The 19,158-nt window shown below is 62.0% G+C and carries 18 protein-coding genes, 2 tRNA genes and 1 pseudogene; 7 read left to right on the forward strand and 14 right to left on the reverse strand.

Annotated elements, in window-relative coordinates; all coding sequences use genetic code 11:
* Positions 1–7: 7 nt before the first annotated feature.
* From QA640_RS35840 to QA640_RS35850, 3 genes are all read left to right on the forward strand, one after another.
* A complete protein-coding gene (locus QA640_RS35840) occupies positions 8–613 on the forward strand; it encodes a DUF1134 domain-containing protein (protein WP_283037498.1) in 606 nt (201 codons plus the stop codon).
* A gap of 324 nt (positions 614–937) precedes the next feature.
* Positions 938–2,230 carry a hypothetical protein gene (locus QA640_RS35845; RefSeq protein ID WP_283037499.1) on the forward strand — a complete coding sequence of 431 codons (1,293 nt, stop codon included), beginning with the start codon at positions 938–940 and terminating at the stop codon, positions 2,228–2,230.
* A gap of 157 nt (positions 2,231–2,387) precedes the next feature.
* Positions 2,388–2,462, forward strand: a tRNA-Val gene (locus QA640_RS35850).
* A 102-nt stretch (positions 2,463–2,564) separates the two neighbouring features.
* On the opposite strand, the gene QA640_RS35855 is transcribed toward QA640_RS35850, so the two are convergent.
* Positions 2,565–2,729, reverse strand: a complete 165-nt coding sequence (locus QA640_RS35855; RefSeq protein ID WP_283037500.1) for a hypothetical protein — start codon at positions 2,727–2,729, stop codon at positions 2,565–2,567.
* A gap of 101 nt (positions 2,730–2,830) precedes the next feature.
* Between QA640_RS35855 and QA640_RS35860 the strand changes: the two genes are divergently transcribed.
* Positions 2,831–3,409, forward strand: coding sequence for an SMP-30/gluconolactonase/LRE family protein (locus QA640_RS35860; RefSeq protein ID WP_283037501.1), 579 nt, complete (start codon positions 2,831–2,833; stop codon positions 3,407–3,409).
* Here the strand turns inward: QA640_RS35860 and QA640_RS35865 are convergent.
* The 5 genes from QA640_RS35865 to QA640_RS35885 all read right to left on the reverse strand — a co-directional run bounded on the left by QA640_RS35865 (position 3,303) and on the right by QA640_RS35885 (position 9,043).
* Complete coding sequence (locus QA640_RS35865; protein WP_283037502.1) at positions 3,303–5,195, reverse strand: TRAP transporter large permease subunit; 1,893 nt, start codon at positions 5,193–5,195, stop codon at positions 3,303–3,305. The genes QA640_RS35860 and QA640_RS35865 overlap by 107 nt on opposite strands.
* Positions 5,192–6,217 (reverse strand): TRAP transporter substrate-binding protein, encoded by a 1,026-nt coding sequence (locus QA640_RS35870; RefSeq protein ID WP_283037503.1) that lies wholly within the window; start codon positions 6,215–6,217, stop codon positions 5,192–5,194. The genes QA640_RS35865 and QA640_RS35870 overlap by 4 nt, the downstream gene beginning before the upstream one ends.
* Positions 6,218–6,410: 193 nt before the next feature.
* On the reverse strand, positions 6,411–7,421 hold the full coding sequence (locus QA640_RS35875; protein ID WP_283037504.1) for a transketolase family protein: 1,011 nt from the start codon (positions 7,419–7,421) through the stop codon (positions 6,411–6,413).
* Positions 7,422–7,423: 2 nt separating this feature from the next.
* Entirely contained in the window at positions 7,424–8,269 is an 846-nt protein-coding gene (locus tag QA640_RS35880) for a transketolase (RefSeq protein ID WP_283037505.1), read from the reverse strand.
* Positions 8,270–8,293: 24 nt separating this feature from the next.
* Positions 8,294–9,043 carry a glucose 1-dehydrogenase gene (locus QA640_RS35885; RefSeq protein WP_283037506.1) on the reverse strand — a complete coding sequence of 250 codons (750 nt, stop codon included), beginning with the start codon at positions 9,041–9,043 and terminating at the stop codon, positions 8,294–8,296.
* Between the two features lie 110 nt (positions 9,044–9,153).
* Here QA640_RS35885 and QA640_RS35890 point away from each other — a divergent pair, with 110 nt between their 5' ends.
* Together QA640_RS35890 and QA640_RS35895 are read left to right on the forward strand one after the other, a co-directional pair.
* Positions 9,154–10,050, forward strand: a complete 897-nt coding sequence (locus tag QA640_RS35890) for a LysR substrate-binding domain-containing protein (RefSeq protein WP_283037507.1) — start codon at positions 9,154–9,156, stop codon at positions 10,048–10,050.
* Positions 10,051–10,471: 421 nt separating this feature from the next.
* On the forward strand, positions 10,472–10,633 hold the full coding sequence (locus QA640_RS35895) for a hypothetical protein (RefSeq protein WP_283037508.1): 162 nt from the start codon (positions 10,472–10,474) through the stop codon (positions 10,631–10,633).
* 154 nt (positions 10,634–10,787) lie between these two features.
* Here QA640_RS35895 and QA640_RS35900 read toward each other — a convergent pair whose 3' ends face one another.
* The 8 genes from QA640_RS35900 to QA640_RS35935 form a co-directional block, all read right to left on the reverse strand.
* The gene (locus QA640_RS35900; protein ID WP_283037509.1) at positions 10,788–10,979 is read right to left on the reverse strand and encodes a hypothetical protein; all 192 of its coding nucleotides are present in this window, start codon (positions 10,977–10,979) and stop codon (positions 10,788–10,790) included.
* A gap of 259 nt (positions 10,980–11,238) precedes the next feature.
* A complete protein-coding gene (locus tag QA640_RS35905) occupies positions 11,239–11,826 on the reverse strand; it encodes a flavin reductase family protein (protein WP_283037510.1) in 588 nt (195 codons plus the stop codon).
* 30 nt (positions 11,827–11,856) lie between these two features.
* Positions 11,857–12,687 (reverse strand): ATP-binding cassette domain-containing protein, encoded by an 831-nt coding sequence (locus tag QA640_RS35910; RefSeq protein ID WP_283037511.1) that lies wholly within the window; start codon positions 12,685–12,687, stop codon positions 11,857–11,859.
* 7 nt (positions 12,688–12,694) lie between these two features.
* Positions 12,695–13,501: an aliphatic sulfonate ABC transporter permease SsuC gene (gene ssuC / locus QA640_RS35915; protein WP_283037512.1), complete on the reverse strand. Its 807-nt coding sequence runs from the start codon at positions 13,499–13,501 to the stop codon at positions 12,695–12,697.
* Positions 13,492–14,676: an FMNH2-dependent alkanesulfonate monooxygenase gene (gene ssuD / locus QA640_RS35920; protein WP_283037513.1), complete on the reverse strand. Its 1,185-nt coding sequence runs from the start codon at positions 14,674–14,676 to the stop codon at positions 13,492–13,494. Before ssuD ends, ssuC begins: the two co-directional genes overlap by 10 nt.
* A complete protein-coding gene (locus tag QA640_RS35925; RefSeq protein ID WP_283037514.1) occupies positions 14,673–15,626 on the reverse strand; it encodes a sulfonate ABC transporter substrate-binding protein in 954 nt (317 codons plus the stop codon). Before QA640_RS35925 ends, ssuD begins: the two co-directional genes overlap by 4 nt.
* Before the next feature lie 1,021 nt (positions 15,627–16,647).
* Positions 16,648–16,723, reverse strand: a tRNA-Ile gene (locus QA640_RS35930).
* A 602-nt stretch (positions 16,724–17,325) separates the two neighbouring features.
* Complete coding sequence (locus QA640_RS35935) at positions 17,326–17,631, reverse strand: hypothetical protein (RefSeq protein WP_283037515.1); 306 nt, start codon at positions 17,629–17,631, stop codon at positions 17,326–17,328.
* A 1,187-nt stretch (positions 17,632–18,818) separates the two neighbouring features.
* On the opposite strand from QA640_RS35935, the pseudogene QA640_RS35940 reads away from it, so the two are divergent.
* Positions 18,819–19,038: pseudogene (locus QA640_RS35940) on the forward strand (IS3 family transposase); the annotation flags it as partial.
* Between the last annotated feature and the right edge of the window lie 120 nt (positions 19,039–19,158).

Below are 19,158 nucleotides of genomic sequence, written 5' to 3' on the forward strand. Positions count from 1 at the left end.
TTCTTTTATGACTTTCGCATCACGCCTCGCCGCGGTCGCAGTTGCCGCGATGGTGGGCTGGATCGTGCCGGCCGCCGCGCAGCAGGCGCCGCCGCCCAACCTGCCGCCGCCGCAGCGGACCCCGACGCCCAACACCTATGGGCCGGACGAACTCGTCGGCGCCGGGCACCGCTTCTTCGGCAACGTCTCGCGCGGTCTCGCCTCGATCATCGAGAAAGCGGTCAGCCAATGGGGCCTGCCCAACGGCTACATCCTGGGTGAGGAAGGTTCCGGCGCCTTCGTCGCGGGCCTGCGCTATGGCGAAGGCACGCTCTACACCAAGAACGCCGGCGACCTCAGGGTCTACTGGCAGGGCCCCTCGCTCGGCTTCGACTGGGGCGGCGACGGCGCGCGCACCATGACGCTGGTCTACAACCTGCCCGCCACCAACGCGATCTATCAGCGCTTCGCCGGCATCGACGGCTCCGCCTACATCATCGGCGGCTTCGGCATGACGGCGCTGACCGCCAACAACATCGTGCTGGTGCCGATCCGGTCCGGCATCGGTCTGCGGCTCGGGGCCAATATCGGCTACCTGAAATACACCCCGCGCGCGACCTGGAACCCGTTCTAGACGGCTCGCCCGCTGCCGGCGACAAAAATATCGAAAACAACCCCATGCAAAGGAGCCGGTGACCGGCGGCGATGCATTGCGCGTCGTACGGAACTGTTTGACACGTCGGGCAAATCAGCGGCATCACTGCATCGTCGCGGCACGCGGGATGAGATGGCGCCGTTGCGAACAGGTCTTTCGCTTGCGGGGAGCCATCGCGTTCCAGGATTCCGCTTCTCCGTCGGCTATCGATTCACGTTAACGACGGGCCGGGGCTGGCTTTTCGCCGGCCCGCCATGGCATTGTCCTTGGTAAATTTTTCCTTGTCTCTGGGAGTTCTGGCTCATGGTCGAACCGATCATGTACCTCGCGATCGGTTTCCTGCTGTCGATGCTGTGCGGGCTCGCGATCGTTCCGCTGGTGCATAACCGCGCGGTGCGCCTGACCACGCGCCGGCTCGAGGCGGCAACGCCGCTGTCGATGGCGGAGATCCAGGCCGACAAGGACCAGCTCCGCGCCGAATTCGCAATGTCGGCACGACGACTGGAGATGAGCGTCGATCAGCTCAAGAGCAAGACCACGAGCCAGCTCGCCGAGCTCGGCAAGAAGAGCGACGCCATCAACCGCATGAAGATCGAGCTCGGCGAGAAGAACGCCACGATCTTCGCGCTGGAGGCGCGCGAGAAAGCGCTGAAGGAGCAGCTCCGCGCCACCGAAGAGGAATTCAACACCAAGACCGAGGCGCTGCGCACTGCCGAGCAGGCGTTGACCGACAAGCAGGGCGAGCTCGCCAAGATCAACCATGAGCTCTCCGATCGTTCGACGATGGCGGAAAGCCGCCAGGTCGAGCTGGTCGCGGTGCGGGCGCAGATCGAGCGGCTGAAAAATCGGGTCGGCGACGCCGAAAAGGAGTTTGCCTCGACACAGGCGCGGCTGATGCAGGAGCGCTCGGAGTCCGAGACCGCCTCACGCGAGCTCGCGGACGCGCGCGGCCGCGTCGAGAATCTGAGCCAGCGCGTCACCGAGCTCGACCGCCAGCTCATCGGGCAAGTCAAGGAAGCCGAGATGCTGTCCGGCCGCGTCGCCGATCTCGAGGGCCGGCTCGCAACCCAAGGCAAGCTGCTCGCCGAGCGCGATTACGAGAACAACCAGCTCCGCCAGGGCCAGGAGACGGCCGAGCGCATCATCAAGGAGTTGCGCACCGAGATCGCCGGCTTGAGCGCCGGCAACAAGTCGCCGGCGCTCGAGGCGCTGCGCAGCGAGAAGGCCGCGCTCGAGGAGCAGCTCAAGCTCGCGCGCGACGAGCGCGCAAAGCTTCAGCGCGACATCAACGCGATCCAGCAGCAGGCCGAGAGCTCCTGGGCGACCGAGCGCATGGAAAACGCGCTGCTGCGCGAGCGCATCAACGACATCGCCGCCGAGGTGGCCAAGCTCGCGATGCAGCTCGAAGGCCCGAACTCTCCGATCGAGGCGTTGCTCGCGGCCGAAGCAGGCCAGGCGCCCAAGCCCGCCCCTCGCCCGGCCGATGGCGCCAACGGCGCGGCCGCCACCAGCCTGCCCGAGGGCGGCGGCACGCTCGCAGAGCGCATCCGCGCACTCCAGGCCCACGCCTCCCGCGCCCGTCAACAGGGCGCTTGAGCAGCCAAAAAGGCGATTTTCGCAGCCGATTTGCGAAGTCTGCGGATAGTTTTTAAGGCCCGTAGCCGCCTGCAAACTTGACACCTTTGGCCCGCACTTCTAAATCGCGGGCTCTGACGTGCCGGTCGGCCAACCGCCTGACCGGCACAATGGTCCCGGGCGCATAGCTCAGCGGGAGAGCGTTCCCTTCACACGGGAGAGGTCCAAGGTTCGATCCCTTGTGCGCCCACCAGAATACAAGAAATATCAATAGCTTACCGGACCATCTCCCGTCGTCTGTGCCCCGTGAATCTCGGGGTACAACAGGGGCACACAGCGTGATACCGCCCGCTGTCTACCAACGCACCAGCGGCTTGCCTCCCCTGGTTCGTGAGGCGTCGCCGTCGCCTTCGGTCGCCTGCATGATGGCATCATGCTCGTCGCGGGACTTGCGAATGCGATAAACCTGGCAGATGCCGATCTGGATCGCGGAAGCCGGCCGCCGAGCGCTGATCTGCATCGACGAAGGCGGAAAGGAGGTCCGGCGCATGCCAGGGCGAGGGCGCGGAGCGCTTTCTGTTTCCGAACGACCTCTGCTTCGGCCCGAACGGATTGCTCTACATGACCTATTCCGGCATGGCCGCCGAGGATTTCGTCAACGGCCAGGCCTTTGTCGATGGCTATATGGACCTCGATTGGGACGGCCGTGTATATGAGATCGATCCGGCGGCGATGAAGGTGCTGCGCGTTCTCGATCGCAAGATTCGCTTTACCAACGGCATTGCTTTCGGTCCCGACAATCACCTTTATGCCAACGCGTCCTTCACCGGCGAAATCTATCGATATGACGTGCTCGGCGAGTCATCGCCTAGGCGCGAAGTTTTCGGGAACGTCCTCCAACCGGACGCCAATCCCGATTTCAAAGGGCCGGATGGAATGGCCTTCGACACCGACGGCCGGCTGCGGGTGACTGAGGTCGGCAAGGCCCGGGTCGAAGAGATCGATATGCCTTGTGGGGCCTGCCGCTGCATCCGCCGAAATTCGCCTGACGAGGCGCCTCGGGGTTTGTCCCGCAAGGCGTCCGGCCATGTTGTCAAAGGAAGCCGATCGACAGCCAGGGCACGGCGGCAACAATCAGTGTGCCGATCAAGAGTGCGATCATGTAGCCCACGATGGGTTTCATGCCTTCGTCCGGATTGATGCGGCTGATGGCGCAGGCCGCATAGTAACCGACGCCGAACGGCGGCGCGAACAGGCCGATGCCCATCGCAAGAACGACCACCATCGCATAGTGGACATCGTGCACACCGACCTGTCGCGCGATCGGGAACAGAAGCGGTCCGAAGAGGACGATCGCCGGGATCCCTTCCAGCACACTGCCCAGAATCACGAAGGTCACGATCGTCACCGCCAGGAAGACAGGGACGCCGCCGGGAAGGCTCGTCATGAACTTGGCAAGAGAGGCGGAAAATCCCGATTGGGTCAGCGCCCAGGCCATGCCTGTTGCCGCGCCGATGATGAGCAAAATCGCTCCCGACAGCGAAGCCGTCTCGACCAGCATCGGGTAGACGCGGCGCCAGTCGAACTGGCGATAGATGAAGAGACCCGCGCAGGCCGAGTACAGAATGCCGATGGTAGAGACCTCCGTTGCCGTCGCAACGCCTTCGACGACGGCGGTCCGGATCACGAATGGCAGCGCGATGGCAGGAATCGCGATGACAAAGGCGCGGCCGATCTCCCGCCCCGTCGCCCTCTTGACGTGGGACAGGTCCTCGCGGCGATAGCGCCACCAGACGACCGCAGCGAGCATCACCGCGAGCACGACGCCTGGGAGCAACCCACCCGTGAACAGCGCCGAGATCGACACACCGGTCACCGAGCCGATCGTGATCAGAACAAGCGATGGTGGGATGGTCTCGGTCTGCGCACCCGTTGCGGCCAGGAGCGCAACGAGATCGCCAGGCTTGGCCCCGCGTTGCCGCATCTCGGGAAACAACACCGGAGCTACGGCAGCCATGTCCGCCGCCTTGGACCCGGAGATGCCTGAGACCAGGTACATCGCCCCGACCAGGACGTAGTGCAATCCGCCGCGCACGTGACCCAGAAGGCTTGCCAGGAAGCTGACCATGGCGCGGGCCATCCCCGTCATCTCGATCAGAAGGCCGAGAAAGACGAAGAGCGGCACCGCGAGCAGGATCAGATGACTCATGCCCTCATCCATGCGTCCGATCATCACCACGTCGGGCGTGCTGGTTGTCAGGGCGAGATAGCCGACCGTGGCGAGGCCGAACGCGAACGCGATCGGCACGGCCGCGAAGACCATGGCGCCAACCACGACAACGAAGAAAATCAGAAGATTCAGATTGCCGAGCGGCTTCAAGACCGGCGCCAGCAGAACGAACGTCGCGATGATGCCCGCGACGATCGCCAAGGACGCCAGCAGGCTGCGCAGGCTCGCGATCCGGATCAGCCGGAGAATCGCTGCGATCAGCATCAATCCGATCCCGATCGGCAAAGCCGAAGCACGCCAGCTATTGACGATCTCGAGCGCCGGCGTGGTGACGAATGCCTCGTCTGCGGCGAATTCATAGGCCGGCCAGACGACAAGCAGGAGAAATGCCAGCGACGCCGCGGCCGCGACGACGTCCAGGAATGCGCGAACTTCCGCACTGAGAATGCCGACGATGGCGGTCATCCGCATGTGTTCGCCGCGCTGGAATGCAATCACGGATCCGAGCATGGCGAGCCAGAGGAAGAGAATGCCAGCAAGCTCGTCGGACCAGACGATCGGCGATCGGAACACGTATCTGCCCACGATGCCTGCGGACAGCACGGCGATCTCCGCCAGGACGAGCATTGCTGCCGGGACCGCGACGACATGACCAAGCACCGTGTTCGCCGTTATCACCCAACGGCGCCGGCCTGCCTGCGACGCGCCGGCCGCCATACCGGCATCGACATGCGGCGTATGGCCGATGCTGGTCATGATAGCTGGCCCGCGGCTTTTTCGAGCTGGGACCACGCCTCTTCGCCAAACTTGCCCTTCCAGTCGGCGTAGAAGCTGGTCTTCGACAGGGCGTGGCGGAAGGCGGCTCGCTCGATGTCGATGAACTTAAAACCTTTGGCGGAGAGGTCGGTCCGCAATGACTGGCTCAGCTTTGCGATGTCGGCGCGCTGATCGATGGCGGAGCGGTCAAGCTCGCGTGTCACGATCTCCTGCACGTCCTTGGGCAGGCGCTCGAAGGCGCGCTTGTTGCCGAGGATCCAGTAGCCGTCCCAGACGTGCCCCGTCAGGCTGCATGTGCTCTGCACCTCATAGAGCCGCGCGGTCGCGATGATGGGCAACGGATTCTCTTGGCCATCGACGACCTTGGTCTGCAGCGCGGAATAAACCTCGTTGAAGTTGATCGACGTCGGCCCGGCGCCGAGCGCCTTGAAGAGCGAAGTGAGCAGCGGCGCAGGCGGAACGCGGATCTGGAAATTCTTCAGGTCATCCGGCGTACGCACCTCGCGGCCCGACGAGGTTACCTGACGAAAGCCATTGTCCCACGCCTTCGACACCGCCATGATTGGCGTCTTGGCAATCTGCGCCCGAATATAGGTGCCGAGGTCGCCATCCATCGCCTTCCAAACGCTGTCGTAGTCGGCGAATGCGAAGCCGGTGTTCACAATCCCCGCGCTCGGGACCAGGGTGGCAAGAATCGAGGATGATTGATTGAAGAACTCGACGCCACCGCTGCGAACTTGGGTCATGAGCTCGGTGTCGGAGCCGAGCTGGTTGGCCGGAAACAGCCTGATCTCCAGCCGGCCGCTGGTCGCTTCGTGGATACGATTGATCGCTTCCTGTGCCCGGACATTCACCGGATGCGTCGGATCCTGTCCGGTCGCGAACTTGTAGACAAACTCGGCGGCAGACGCTGGACGGGTCAGAATCCCGCAGAGCGGCACGGCCGTGGCCGCCATCAACAGCGAACGACGACTGATGCTTCCGGGCTTCGAGACAGTCATGTTTTCCTCCTGTTTCCTGCATTGATCTTGGTGCCGGCTGCATCAGCCTGCGCGGGCCTGCGACCTTCCGGCTCTTCGTTTAGCGGCTCACGACCGCTTGCATTCGGGCAGGAGCCCTCGCTCGCCGCCGCAATATGCGCCGAGCCTAGCTCCTCACCTCGGCTTGGCTGGGTTGGCGCTTAGCGCCGGTGCGCTAAAGCCACTGCTTGATCTGCCTTGCGACCTCTGCGGTGGAAATTCCATAGCGGTCGTGCAGTGTCGGGAGTGCGCCGGCATCAAGAAACTCGTCCGGCAACGCAATCTGGCGGAAAGGCGGATGAACGCCTGAACGCATCAAGAGTGCGGCAATCGCCTCGCCAAGTCCGCCGATTGTGGTGTGGTTTTCGGCAACAACGACAAGGCGACCCGGCTTGCCGGCTTCACGCAAGATCGTCTTAGTGTCCAGCGGCTTAATGGTTGGAACGTGAAGTACCGCAACATCGGCGCTGTCGCCCTTCAAGGCTTGCGCCCCCTCGAGCGCACGCATGGTCATGATGCCGGACGAGATCACCAGGGCGTCCTTCCCGTCGCGGATCAGCTTGGCCTTCCCGAGCTCGAACTTGTAATTGTATTCGTCCAGAACGAGCGGCACCTGGCCGCGCAAAAGGCGGGTGTAGACCGGCCCCTGATGCGCCGCGATGGCAGGCACCAGCTGCTCGATTTCATGGGCATCGCAGGGATCGATGACCGTCATGTTCGGCATCGCACGAAATAGCGCCAGATCCTCTGCGGCCTGATGGCTGGGGCCATAGCCGGAGGTCAGACCGGGCAATGCGCAAACGATCTTCACGTTGCGGTCTTCCTCCGCAATCGTCTGGTGGATGAAATCGTAAGCCCGCCGCGATGCGAACACGGCGTAGGTGGTCGCGAACGGCATGAAGCCTTCCGCGGCAAGGCCCGAAGCGGCGCCGAACAGAAGCTGTTCCGCCATACCCATCTGGTAGTAGCGGTCCGGAAATTCCTTCGCGAAGATGTGCAGGTCGGTGTATTTCCCGAGATCGGCCGTCATGCCGACCACATCAGGGCGGCTGCGTGCGAGCTCGACGAGGGCGTGCCCAAAAGGCGCCGGTTTCGTCTTCTGTCCCTCGGCCGCGATCGATGCGATCATGGCGGAGGTGGTCAGGCGCGACTTACCCGGCTGCGGTGCTGATCTGACGGTCTTCATAGCTACCTCCCGGCTTCCAACGCAGCCAGCGCGAGCTGCCATTCGTGCTGCTCGACGCGAATAAAATGGTTCTTCTCGCGTTGCTCGAGGAAAGGAACCCCCTTCCCCATCAGCGTATCGGCGATGATCATCCGCGGCTTGGGCTCGGAATGGGATTTGGCGGCATCGAACGCGGCAACCACGGCATCGAGATCGTTGCCGTCGATGCGCTGCACGAACCAGCCGAAGGCCTGAAGCTTGTCGACCAGCGGCTCGAAGGCCATGACCTGCGTGGAAGGACCGTCCGCCTGCTGATTGTTGACGTCGACGATTCCTATCAGATTGTCGAGCTTGTAATGGCCTGCCGACTGGATGGCCTCCCAGACCGAGCCTTCGTCAAGCTCGCCATCGGAGAACAAGGTGTAGACCCGTGCCTCGGATTTCTTGCGCTTGAGCCCGAGGCCCATGCCGACGGCGATGCTGAGCCCAAGTCCGAGCGAGCCGCCCGACATTTCCATTCCGGGCGTGTAGGAGGCCATGCCCGACATCGGCAGGCGGCTCTCGTCGCTTCCGTACGTTTCGAGTTCTTCTTCGGGTACAATTCCCGCCTCGATCAATGCAGCGTAAAGGGCGATGGCATAGTGCCCGTTGGAGAGCAGAAAGCGGTCCCGCCCCTCCCATGTCGGATCTTCAGGCCGGTAGCGCATCGCGTGAAAGTAAGCCACGGCGAGAACATCGGAGATGTCCAGCGCCTGTGCGATATAGCCTTGGCCCTGGACTTCACCCATGCGCAGCGCGTTGCGGCGAATGTTGTAGGCGCGGTCCGCCAGCTTGGGCGCGTTGGTAAGCGTGTTGGTCGGCGTTTTCATCGATCTGGACCCTGTCTCGCTCGCTCAGTGGATAAGCATGCCGCCGTTGACGTCGATGACCGCACCCGTGACGTAGGCAGATAGATCCGAGGCCAGGAAGGTGTAGATCCCGGCGACGTCTTCAGCCGTGCCGAGACGATTGAGCGGAATGCCTTCCAGTATCTTCGCCCTCATCTCGTCGCTCAGCTTGCCCGCCGTGATATCCGTGCCGATCAGGCCCGGCGTGACGCAATTGACGCGGATTCCGTCTGGACCGAACTCGCGGGCCATCGCCTTGGCGAGGCCGAGCACGCCGGCCTTCGCGGCCGAATAGTGCGGGCCGCCGAAAATTCCGCCGCCACGCTGCGCCGAAACCGACGACATGCAGGCGATCGATCCGGACTTGCGCGTACGCATGTGCGGGATCACGGCCTGGGAGAGGAACAGGACTCCCTTCAGATTGACGTCCTGGATGCGATCCCAATCGGCCGCCGTAATTTCCAAGAGCTTCACCGGCTGGGTGATGCCGGCGTTGTTGATCAGGACATCGACGCCGCCGAAGGCTTCGACCACGCGCGCCACCGCCTGCTCGCAGGACGATTGGTCGGCGACGTCGCACCGTAGTCCGATGTGGGACTGTCTAAGCGATGCCGCAGCATCGGCCGCAGCGCCGGCGTCGATATCCAGAATGGCGACCCGAGCACCCTCGGCGGCGAACCGCCGGGCAGTAGCGAGCCCGATGCCGCGCGGCGAAGCCGCACCCGAAATGATCGCCGTCTTACCGCTGAGCAGCATCAGTCCCTCCCGTATATTGTTCTTCCTTGGCAAGGCTAGGAATGACCCGCGGACGGCCCAGGGACAAGCGCACAGTTGTCACGGATCGATGAATCTGGTTCACTTATGGAATGCTGTCGAATGTCCCAATATCGGCAATTCGTGCCTTTGAAGCCGCGGCCCGCACCGGATCGTTTCGCGATGCGGCGAATGAGCTTCACCTGACGCCGAGTGCAGTCAGTCATGCCATCCGCAAGCTTGAGGCCACGCTTCGCACGGTTCTGTTCGAACGCAGCGCGCGCTCCGTGCGGCTCACGCCGGCCGGCGAAAATCTGATGCGTCACACCGGAGCCGCGTTCGATCAGCTCCGCCGCGGCCTCGAGGAAGTCGCCGCACGCGGACCGCAATTGGTGCGCGTCCACTCCGCGCCGAGCTTTGCCGCGCAATGGCTAGCACCACGGCTCGCACAATTTCTCGCCGCTTACCCGAAGCTCGAAGTTCGGCTGGCTGCGAGCACGGACTACGCACGCTTCAGCAATGATGATTTCGACATCGACATCGTATACGGTCCGCCTCGTGCGGAGGGCGTCGAGATCGTCCCTCTTCCGGAGGAGACGGTCACTCCGCTCTGTTCGCCCTCGCTCGCAAGGTCCATAAGAAAGCCCGCGGATCTCGTCGATCAGACGCTCATCCGTTCAGACGTGAAGCAGATTCAATGGCACCAATGGTTCGGCGCCAATGGATTGGAAGCCCCCGCCCTTCACGGCATGAGATTCGACCGGAGCTTTCTGGCGATTGCGACGGCCGCTGAGGGATTGGGCGTGGCGTTGGAATCAACGCTGTTAGCGGAACGTGAACTAGCCAGCGGACGATTGGTGGCTCCCTTGGCGGGCCGCGCAAACGATATCCGCTACGTCGGTCACCGCTTAATCTACCCGCGCGCCAGCCGGCAGAGATTGGCAGTGCGGGCCTTTGCAGATTGGCTCGTGACGCAGCTTGGCGGCGAAGACGGCGGTTGCTCGCACTGAACTGATGGCGGCATGCCAGTGACTGAGAGTTCGTTGCCGTCGATCAGGAGTGCGAAACCACGTCCGCAGATCCACCAGTTTGCGAAGGGCGGAGGAAACGCTTCGATCAACCTCCTGTTTCGAACCTCCTTCGTGACCAGCAGGGTCAGATGCGACGTAACATCTTTCTCGCTTCAGTGGGGGAAGCCGGTCTTGGTCCTTGGCGCGTCACGATCCGCGCCGCCTCTTCGACAAGGTCAGCATTGCTCGCGGCAAGCTTGACTTTTGCAATGTAAAGATTGTCCTCGAGACCCGCTCGCACATGCCAACCGAGCTGGCACGCCGCTGCGACTATTTTGAACTGATCGTGCGAAATGCCGAATCGCACTGCAGCCCGCTTCGAGCGGCAGCATGCTGCGCATGAGCTGGAGCACGTCGGCTCGTGCCGGCGCCCCCAGGGCATGCCAAGACAGAATTGAAAAAAGGCGGGCGGCTTCAGGGCTCCGGTTTCCAGAAGATGCCTTGCGAGCCGGACGTGTCCGGCATCGAAGACCTCGATCTCGGGTTTGATGCCCGCATCCGTAATCGTTCGATGCGAAAATGATGCTGCGTGTTTCGCGTATCGTCAATGAAATGGAATTTCGAATGTGTTGAGCGGCGAGGTCAATCTCTCCATTGCTGCGCCGACGAACGACGAAACGATTTTTGTGTTCGCGGATCACTCCGGTCACTTTGACCTACCCCAAACTTCAAGAGTGTTAGCCCTGCGGGCGAGGCCTTTCGGAGAGCAACGCGCGTGCCGCGCGCTCCGCATCACGCGCCGAACGGAACTCACGCCCCTCCAGGCTGTCGAACAAACGCTCTGAGGAGAAGAAGCGAAAGGCTCGCTTGTCCCTAGTGACGATACCAGCGGTATGGTTGTTAATTTCGATGATATAAGCTTCGGTCATGGCTACTCGATCGCCGAATGTCGGCGTCCCTGCAAATCTGCGTTTTGTGCTTAGGAAAGGATCAGCAGCAGCAACAATTGCCTGTGGCCGCAGAGAAACAGCGCGGCGCCATGCGTCGGCGCACGTCGTGTTCTATTCTCTGGGCGATCAGTCTCATGCGACTTTCGGTCAATTCCGGATCCAGCCAAATACCACCGAGAATTTCGTTTGTGGCGCAACAGATCGATTCTCGATGAGAACAGGCGCGCGCCGATTGCCCTTACTTTCCGGGACGTGAACGCCTTTGCGAGGGCACGCTGACTTGCGCCATCCTTATCGCATCCTCTTCGTGATCGATCGCGACGTACTGGCCGTGCCAATAAGCGAGCGCCGCATTGCGGGCCGCACTTCGGATCTCGCGTACGCGGCCGATGATGATACCATGTGAATGGCGCTCGACGATCTCCTCGACTTCGCAATCGATCGCGGCAAGTGCTTCGACGAGCAGCGGGGTGCCCGACGCGCTTGCGTTCCAATTGGAGCCACAAAATCGGTCCACACCTTTCAGGCCGCCCTTGCCGGCAAAGCGCTCGGCAATGTCAAGCTGATCGGCATTCAGGACGTTCACGCCGAAGGCGCCGAGGCGCTTGATGAGCGGAAACGAGGAGGCGTCGCGATTGATGTTGACGATCAGCGTCGGCGGATCGATCGAAAGCGACGTCACCGAGGTCACCGTCATGCCCGTGATGTCCCTGCCCCGTCCGGCCGTGATGACGCTAACGCCGCCGGTCAGATGTCGCATGGCGCTACGGAATTCGGCGGCTGGCACGCCGGGTTCTGTGACGAGAGGACGAAGGATGGCATTCATGGCGAACTCGCTGGATATCGTGTGTCGTACCTAAATTCGCACATCGCCTAAGAGCAGGTGGCGCAGGATCGAGCCTTCTAGATTGGCCACTGACCCGCGTTCGCGCGGCCGCGGCACGCTAACGGCCACGTCATGCGCGATGCGCCCGTCCTCGATCACCAGCACGCGATCGGCGAGCGCCACCGCCTCGGCGACGTCATGCGTCACCAGGATCGCGGTGAAACCCTGGTCGCGCCAGACGCGCTCGAGCAAGCGCTGCATGGAGATGCGCGTCAGCGCATCGAGCGCGCCGAGCGGCTCGTCGAAGGCCAGCACGCGAGGGCTGGAGACCAGCGCACGGGCGAGCGCCACGCGCTGCTTCTGGCCCCCTGACAGCACCGAGGGCCACTGATCGCGCTTGTCCGCGAGGCCGACTTCGCTCAGCGCCTTCTCGGCACGGCCACGCCCGTCCGCCGCGGCGCATTCGCGGCCGAGGCCGACCTCGACATTCGCGAGCACCCGCGCCCACGGCAACAGCCGCGGCTCCTGGAAAATCACGCGGACGTCCTCGGGCCGCGCGATCTCGCCGAGGCTGATGCTGCCGGCCGTGATCTGTTCCAGGCCCGCGATCAGTCGCAGCAGTGTGCTCTTGCCGCAGCCGCTTTTGCCCACGATGGCGACAAACTGCCCCGCGGGTATGTGTAGGTCGATCCCGCGCAGCACCTCGTTGTCGCCGAACGATTTGCGCAGGCCGCGGATATTCAGCGGCAGACCGCGAGATGGCGCGGGTTGAACGTCGCGCAGGACGCGGGCATGCGGAGCGAAGCCGACGCGGGGCGCGAGCTCGGCCTCGGGCAGGATGGTACGAGTGGCTGTCTGCATGTCAGTCTCAGGGTTTCTGGAAGGCGGGGTGCCAGCAGAGCGTCAGACGCTCGAGCACACGGGAGGCGCTGTCGGCGAGCTTGCCGAGCAGGGCGTAGATAAGGATCGAGAGCACGACAACATCGATCAACATGAATTCGCGCGCCTGCATCGCCATATAGCCGAGTCCCGACGATGCGGCGATCGTTTCCGCGACGATCAGAGTCAGCCACATGATACCGAGCGCGAAGCGGATGCCGACGAAGATCGAGGGCAGCGCGCCCGGGAAGATCACTCGGCGGAACAATTCGCTGTTGCTCATGCCGTAGATGCGGCCCATCTCAATGAGTTGGGGATCGACGGTGCGGATACCATGCAGCGTGTTGAGGTAGATCGGGAAGAAGACGCCGAGCGCGACCAGGAACAGCTTTGCGCTCTCGTCAATGCCGAACCACAGGATGACCAGCGGGATCAGCGCCAGATGCGGCACGTTGCGCACCATCTGGAGCGTCGTGTCGGTCAGCCTGCTGGAGAGTTGCGACAAGCCGTTGGCAAGGCCGAAAGCGAAGCCGATGCTGCCGCCGATCAGGAAGCCGATCGACGCGCGCCAGAACGAGACCCAGATGTTGCTGACGAGCTCGCCCGAGAGCAGCAGCTTCCACCCCGCCAGAACGACGTCGCTCGGCGCCGGCAGCACCCGTGTCGGCACGAAGCCGCTGACGCAGGCGAGCTGCCACAGCACGACGATGGTGAGCGGCACGATCCACTGGATCAGACCGTCGGCCAGCGGCAGGCGAAAGCTGCGCGGCAATGAAGCGCTGTCGATCAGGCCCATGACTGCGACACCTTGTGCTGCGGACGGAAATCGCTGCCGACCGTCTCGCCGAAAGGACCACCGTTGAAGTGAAGTCTCGTGACGTTGGAGGGCTGCTCCAGCGAGAGCAGCGGGAAGATCAGCTCGGCAAAGCGATAGGCTTCCTCCAGATGCGGGTAGCCCGACATGATGAAGGTATCGATGCCGACATCCTGGTACTCTCTCATGCGAGCCGCGACGGTCTCGGCGTCACCCACCAGGGCCGTGCCGGCGCCGCCGCGCACGAGGCCGACACCAGCCCACAGGTTCGGGCTGATCTCGAGCTTGTCGCGCTTGCCGCCATGGAGCCGCGCCATGCGTTGCTGGCCGACCGAATCCATGCGAGCAAAGTTCTTCTGCGCGGTGGCGATGGTCTCGTCGCTGACATGCTTGATCAGCTCGTTGGCAGCCCGCCATGCCTCTTCACTGGTCTCGCGAACAATCACGTGAAGGCGGATGCCGAAGGAGAGTTTTCGGCCGCGGGAGGCAGCGACCTCCGTCACCTTCGCGATCTTCTCGGCGACCAGCGCAGGGGGCTCGCCCCAGGTGAGATATTTGTCGACGGTGTCGACCGCGACGTCGATGCCGGCATCGGATGAGCCGCCGAAATAGAGCGGCGGGCGCGGCGACTGCACGGGGTCGAATAGGAGGCGTCCATCCTCGATGCGGATGTACTTACCGTCGTGGTTGACAGTCTTGCCGCCGAGCAGGCCGCTATAGACGTTGAGGAATTCGCGCGTGACCTCGTAACGCTCGTCATGGCCCAAAAAGATGCCGTCTCCCTTGTTCTCGACGGGATCGCCGCCTGTGACGACGTTGACGAGCAACCGGCCATTCGAGATGCGGTCGAGTGTCGATGTCATGCGCGCCGCAACGCTCGGCGATTGCAGGCCAGGCCTGACAGCGACGAGATAGCGCAGCCGCTCGGTGAATGGCGCCACGCTGGAGGCGACGATCCAGGAATCCTCGCAAGAACGCCCGGTCGGCAGCAGCACACCGTAATAGCCGAGCTGGTCGGCCGCTTGTGCGATCTGGCGCAGATAGTTGAAATTGACCTCGCGGCTGCCGATGCCGGTGCCGAGATAGCGGCCGTCGCCGTGGGTCGGCAGGAACCAGAGGATGTTGGCGTTGGACGGCTTGCTCGTAGTCTTACTCATGAACCTGGCCTCCGCGCCGCGTAGGAAATCTTGATGGATTTGGGGATTAGGCCCAGCGCGAAGAACGCGTCGGCAACCTGCTGCTGATCGGCGATGACGGCGTCAGACAGCGGCTTGATGCCGTAGGCCTGCCGCTTCAGGGCGACCTCGACCACCGGGACCGACAGGCCGATCGCCGGCGCCAGTTGCTCGGCCACCGCGTGGATGTCGCCCTTGGCCCAATCGTCGACCGCGCTGAGCTCGGCGAGCACAGCGTCGATGATCTTTGGGTTGGCGTCGAGGAACTTGTTCGAAGAGAAATAGAACTGATAGTTGGCAACGATGTCGGTGCCGTCGGCGAGCGTGCGTGCGCCGGTGGCGGCTTCGGCGGCGGCCTGGAACGGATCCCAGATCACCCAGGCATCGACCGCGCCGCGCTCGAAGGCGGCGCGGGCATCGGCTGGCGCCAGAAACACCGGCTCAATCTCTGAATAATTGACGCCGGCCTTCTCCAGCGCCTTTACAAGCAGATAGTGGACGTTGGAGCCCTTGTTCAGAGCGACCTTTTTGCCCCTGAGCTCGGCGACCAATTTCAGCGGGCTATCCTTCGGCACGAGGATGGCTTCGCCTCTTGGCGCCGGCGGCTCGTAAGCGACATACCGGATTGGGGCGCCGGCGGCCTGCGCGAAGATGGGCGGGGCTTCGCCGGTGTTGCCGAAATCGATTGAGCCCACATTGAGCGCTTCGAGCAGCGGCGGGCCAGACGGGAATTCCGTCCACTCCACCTTGTAGCCTTCCGCGGCGAGCTTGGGCTCAAGCGTGCCCTTGCTCTTCAGAAGCACCAGCTTGCCGTATTTCTGGTAGCCGATGCGGAGCACCTTGTCCTGTCCATACGAAGTTCCGACCGCGACCGAGACAATACCGACCGACAGGACCGCGATCGAGATCCAACGCTGAAACAAATGCCTCATCTGAATTCCTTTGCGGCGAGAGAGAGCGAGATCGAAGCGACCGCGGGATGACCGCGCAATGGACTCCGAGAACGGGCCGAGCTTATGGAAGCTTATGGGAGGTGTCGGCGACACCACGCGCATGCGGGGCATCTCGCAGTTGGCGTTGCCGATCCAATGAAAATCCTGAAATAGTCACGTCGCGTCATTGCCAATTCCGGATCGCCAGTCACCCATGTTGGTCGCGTACAATCATGGTGTGAGCTTCGTGAGGTGTCGAGCAGCCGCGAAAAATAACAACGAGCCTCCTGTCGCAGCGAGCAATCACGCGCCATTTGTTTCGGTTGTGAATGATCAAGGAGGCGATTTCTTCCGAATGGGTAGAAGTACGGAACAGGGCCGACGGGACAAAGCGCATCAGCGTCTTGCAAGCAACGCAGCTATCGCAACACAGCGCTGCTCAAGGCGGTTAACTGTTCGACTAGAATGATTTTCTTACGAAGGCAATACCAGCAGATGGTTTGTTTTCGAACAAAGCTCATTCGCGCATGAGCTTTACCAATCTTGGTTGAACGTCATCAAGATGTTTGATTCGCAATTTCTGACGCTGCATCTAACGGTGTCTCATGAGCAAGTATTCGCCCGACACACCGCTTCGGCTCGACGTCGCTGTGCGGGAAGCGTTCCCTGCCGGAGGCATGACGGTGTCCGGTCTGAGAAGGGAGATCGCGAAGGGGCGCCTTGAAGTCGAACTCATCGTGGGAAAACAATTCACGACCTTGCTCGCGATCGCCCGAATGAGAGAACTGTGCCGGGTTTCCATAGTCAAAAAGGTCACAACTCACGAGACAGCAATCACAGAAGCGAGTGCGAAAGCTAGGCAGCGCTTGCTCGCTCGCATGACGAGGCCTTAGCAAAGCCCAGTTCAGAACGATCGCAGCGCTTCGCACTGCATAGAAAAACAAAGGCGAAATAAAATTACCAAAGCGGGACCCGCACCGGACCCGGGATTCCAGGGGGTTTTGCAAGCTATTGATTTGATTGGTGGGCCTGGCAAGACTCGAACTTGCAACCAGACCGTTATGAGCGGCCGGCTCTAACGATTGAGCTACAGGCCCCGATCCTGGCGACCGCTGAAAATCAGCCTCGGAACAGTGCGGAAGCTCGTTTAAAGCGTGGCTGTCAATCCGGCAATGCCAATTGGAAGCTGAGCCGATTGAGGCACACCTTGTTCATTTCCGCTGAACAGAACTGGCCGACTGACCAGGCGTGTTTCTCACGGCGCTGCGGCGACGGAGGCGACGGCGCAGTCGCCGCGACCAAGCCACGTCGATGGATTTTCTTTTGAAAGGCCAAGCGTCACGAGGCCGGGTAAGTGAGTAGTCCGCGCCCAGCGCTTCCGGTGAAAGCGCCACATGCCCCATAGAGGCCGCCGGTGCCACGTTGACACGCAGGTTCCGCGACACACTTCCAACGCTGTCATTCCGCGCCGCCGCGAGCCGCTGCCAAGCATGCTCCGCACTGGCACTGCTCTTGCTGATGAAACGGTAAACTGACCATTAGCATTGAAAGGTGTGCCGCAATGAGATCCATGGTGTTTCAAAAAAGTGCGGTTGGCATTGCTGTCAGGTACGCACCTCCGTTCTTACCGGGCCGTCTGCTGACACGGCGAAAAACCCTCCGGCTGCGCCGAAAGCTGCCGTCCTGGACGGGCCTTGCGCTACTGGTGCTTGTCGTGGACATCCTGATGGCGGTGTTCGCCTGGGTCGCCGTAGGCTTCGTCCTGAACTGAGATGTCTCCCTTATGCAGGCAGAACGCTGCCAGCAGGTAGGCGATCTGGCTGACGAGGAGGCATCCGATGACGACAGACACGCCAGGGAAGAAGCCAAAGCCGGAGACCTGAAGAACGATCGCAGCGAGGACCGCAATTGCCGGAGACACCAACACCATCGCCCAGACCCGAAAAATCAGGCCCGTCCCCAGTCCGATGATCGCGCTCCCTAGCAGGGCTAGGATAATCGTCACATTTCACTTCCAGTTTGAGTGCGAGCCGCACTGCAATCCATCATCTGGATCGCTCTAACAAGAATGGCGTTGTCCATCGCGCCGACGACGCGGAGTTAGTGTTAATCTCGACGATGTCCTTAATTGATCTCAACACGGGCGAGACCTGTTGTGAGGGGCTGGTCTCGAAACACCTCGATCGGCCTTACCGCGGCGGACGGCAATCGGCGTTCAGCGTCAGGCACCGTGCTGTTGGGATACCTAGCCGCCAAGCACTTAGCTTGGTCAAAGCGCGAAATGCAGCGAGCGCGCTCGCTTTAAGTGAACGCAAAGGCGAGCAGAGCACTACCAGACCGACCGCGGTCAGTGTCAGGAAGCTTTCGGAGGCATGAAACATCCACGATTGCTCCGTAGGAGCTAGGGCGGCAGTCCCGTCTTGGCTCGACGAGAAAACAACCGGCCACCGCCTCAAGCGCCTTCTGCTGCCCGCGCTCGTACTGGGTCCTCGGGAATGGGACACGGGCTCCTGGGATGCGGAGGTCGTCGTGCCCACACATCACCTCTATCGGCTTGGGTGACATTACACCTGGCCTTGGGTTTGCATCGCGCGTTTCTTAGGATGAACCCGCAGCATTGAGCGGCGAGATGTCGGACGTCCACGATCGCGGCCGCCCTTTTCTCGGTGAGAATCAGGCGCGCCCTTTGGCGACGATGGCCAATTAATCACGAATTCTATTCGCGTGAACGCGGCAACGTCCGCCGGCTAATCCTGATCAGCGCGATAACATCGCTGAACTCGCGGGCGTTGATAAAATTTCTCGCCCTCCAGATTGCGACAGCCCTTACAGGCCCTGCACGGTGGAATTGAGCGAATATTCCCTCAATTACGGCCAGGGATCAGTCTGTCGCGAACCGATGCTGCGACCGTTGTCGATGCTGCGACTCTCATCCCATGCGCGGAAGAACTCGCCGTGCGCCGCCGACAGTCGGAACGTCGTCGACAGATCGCCGGTGGAGAACGCGCCACTATTGCCGCCTGAATAACTCGCTAACTGATCAGAGTGTTCGTAAGGCTGCAGGAACTTTCCTTGCAGTTGTCCGCGACGACAGTCACGGCGCGGATGCCGGCAGCGCCGCGCCGGCGCTCAGGACAGACCAGCGATACTGGTCACCGAACAGGGGACGGCCCGATGGCAAGATACGTGACACATATGTTCGACATGCGCTGCCAAGGGAACGGGATCGAGCATCGGCTGACCAAGGTCAAGCATACCTGGACCATTTGAGCGCATGAATCGCACGATCAAAGAAGCGACCGTCCAACGGTATCACTACGATCGACACGATCAATTCGAAGCTCACCTTGCCGACTTCATCAACGCCGGCAATTACGATCGGCGGCTGAAGACCCTGAAGGGTCTCACGCCTGCAAAAGCTGGACTAGCCAAAACGATTCAACTGAATTTGCTCTAGTAAATGCCGCAACTAAACAGATGGCCGTTCAGCAGCAAAAGGCCGCGGGCCGGACGGATCCATCACTCCGATCGG

Origin of the sequence: Bradyrhizobium sp. CB82 (assembly GCF_029714405.1) — a bacterium.
Classification (GTDB): Bacteria; Pseudomonadota; Alphaproteobacteria; order Rhizobiales; family Xanthobacteraceae; genus Bradyrhizobium.

Bases quoted from the DNA above. Each gene is read 5' to 3' on its own strand.
- QA640_RS35845 (WP_283037499.1), top strand. From the start codon at position 938: ATGGTCGAACCGATCATGTACCTCGCGATCGGTTTCCTGCTGTCGATG.
- ssuD (WP_283037513.1), bottom strand. From the start codon at position 14,676: ATGAGTAAGACTACGAGCAAGCCGTCCAACGCCAACATCCTCTGGTTC.
- ssuC (WP_283037512.1), bottom strand. From the start codon at position 13,501: ATGGGCCTGATCGACAGCGCTTCATTGCCGCGCAGCTTTCGCCTGCCG.
- QA640_RS35870 (WP_283037503.1), bottom strand. From the start codon at position 6,217: ATGACTGTCTCGAAGCCCGGAAGCATCAGTCGTCGTTCGCTGTTGATG.
- QA640_RS35875 (WP_283037504.1), bottom strand. From the start codon at position 7,421: ATGAAGACCGTCAGATCAGCACCGCAGCCGGGTAAGTCGCGCCTGACC.
- QA640_RS35885 (WP_283037506.1), bottom strand. From the start codon at position 9,043: ATGCTGCTCAGCGGTAAGACGGCGATCATTTCGGGTGCGGCTTCGCCG.
- QA640_RS35855 (WP_283037500.1), bottom strand. From the start codon at position 2,729: ATGCAGATCAGCGCTCGGCGGCCGGCTTCCGCGATCCAGATCGGCATC.
- QA640_RS35840 (WP_283037498.1), top strand. From the start codon at position 8: ATGACTTTCGCATCACGCCTCGCCGCGGTCGCAGTTGCCGCGATGGTG.
- QA640_RS35905 (WP_283037510.1), bottom strand. From the start codon at position 11,826: ATGAATGCCATCCTTCGTCCTCTCGTCACAGAACCCGGCGTGCCAGCC.
- QA640_RS35910 (WP_283037511.1), bottom strand. From the start codon at position 12,687: ATGCAGACAGCCACTCGTACCATCCTGCCCGAGGCCGAGCTCGCGCCC.
- QA640_RS35925 (WP_283037514.1), bottom strand. From the start codon at position 15,626: ATGAGGCATTTGTTTCAGCGTTGGATCTCGATCGCGGTCCTGTCGGTC.
- QA640_RS35890 (WP_283037507.1), top strand. From the start codon at position 9,154: ATGCTGTCGAATGTCCCAATATCGGCAATTCGTGCCTTTGAAGCCGCG.
- QA640_RS35865 (WP_283037502.1), bottom strand. From the start codon at position 5,195: ATGACCAGCATCGGCCATACGCCGCATGTCGATGCCGGTATGGCGGCC.
- QA640_RS35900 (WP_283037509.1), bottom strand. From the start codon at position 10,979: ATGACCGAAGCTTATATCATCGAAATTAACAACCATACCGCTGGTATC.
- QA640_RS35860 (WP_283037501.1), top strand. From the start codon at position 2,831: ATGACCTATTCCGGCATGGCCGCCGAGGATTTCGTCAACGGCCAGGCC.
- QA640_RS35880 (WP_283037505.1), bottom strand. From the start codon at position 8,269: ATGAAAACGCCGACCAACACGCTTACCAACGCGCCCAAGCTGGCGGAC.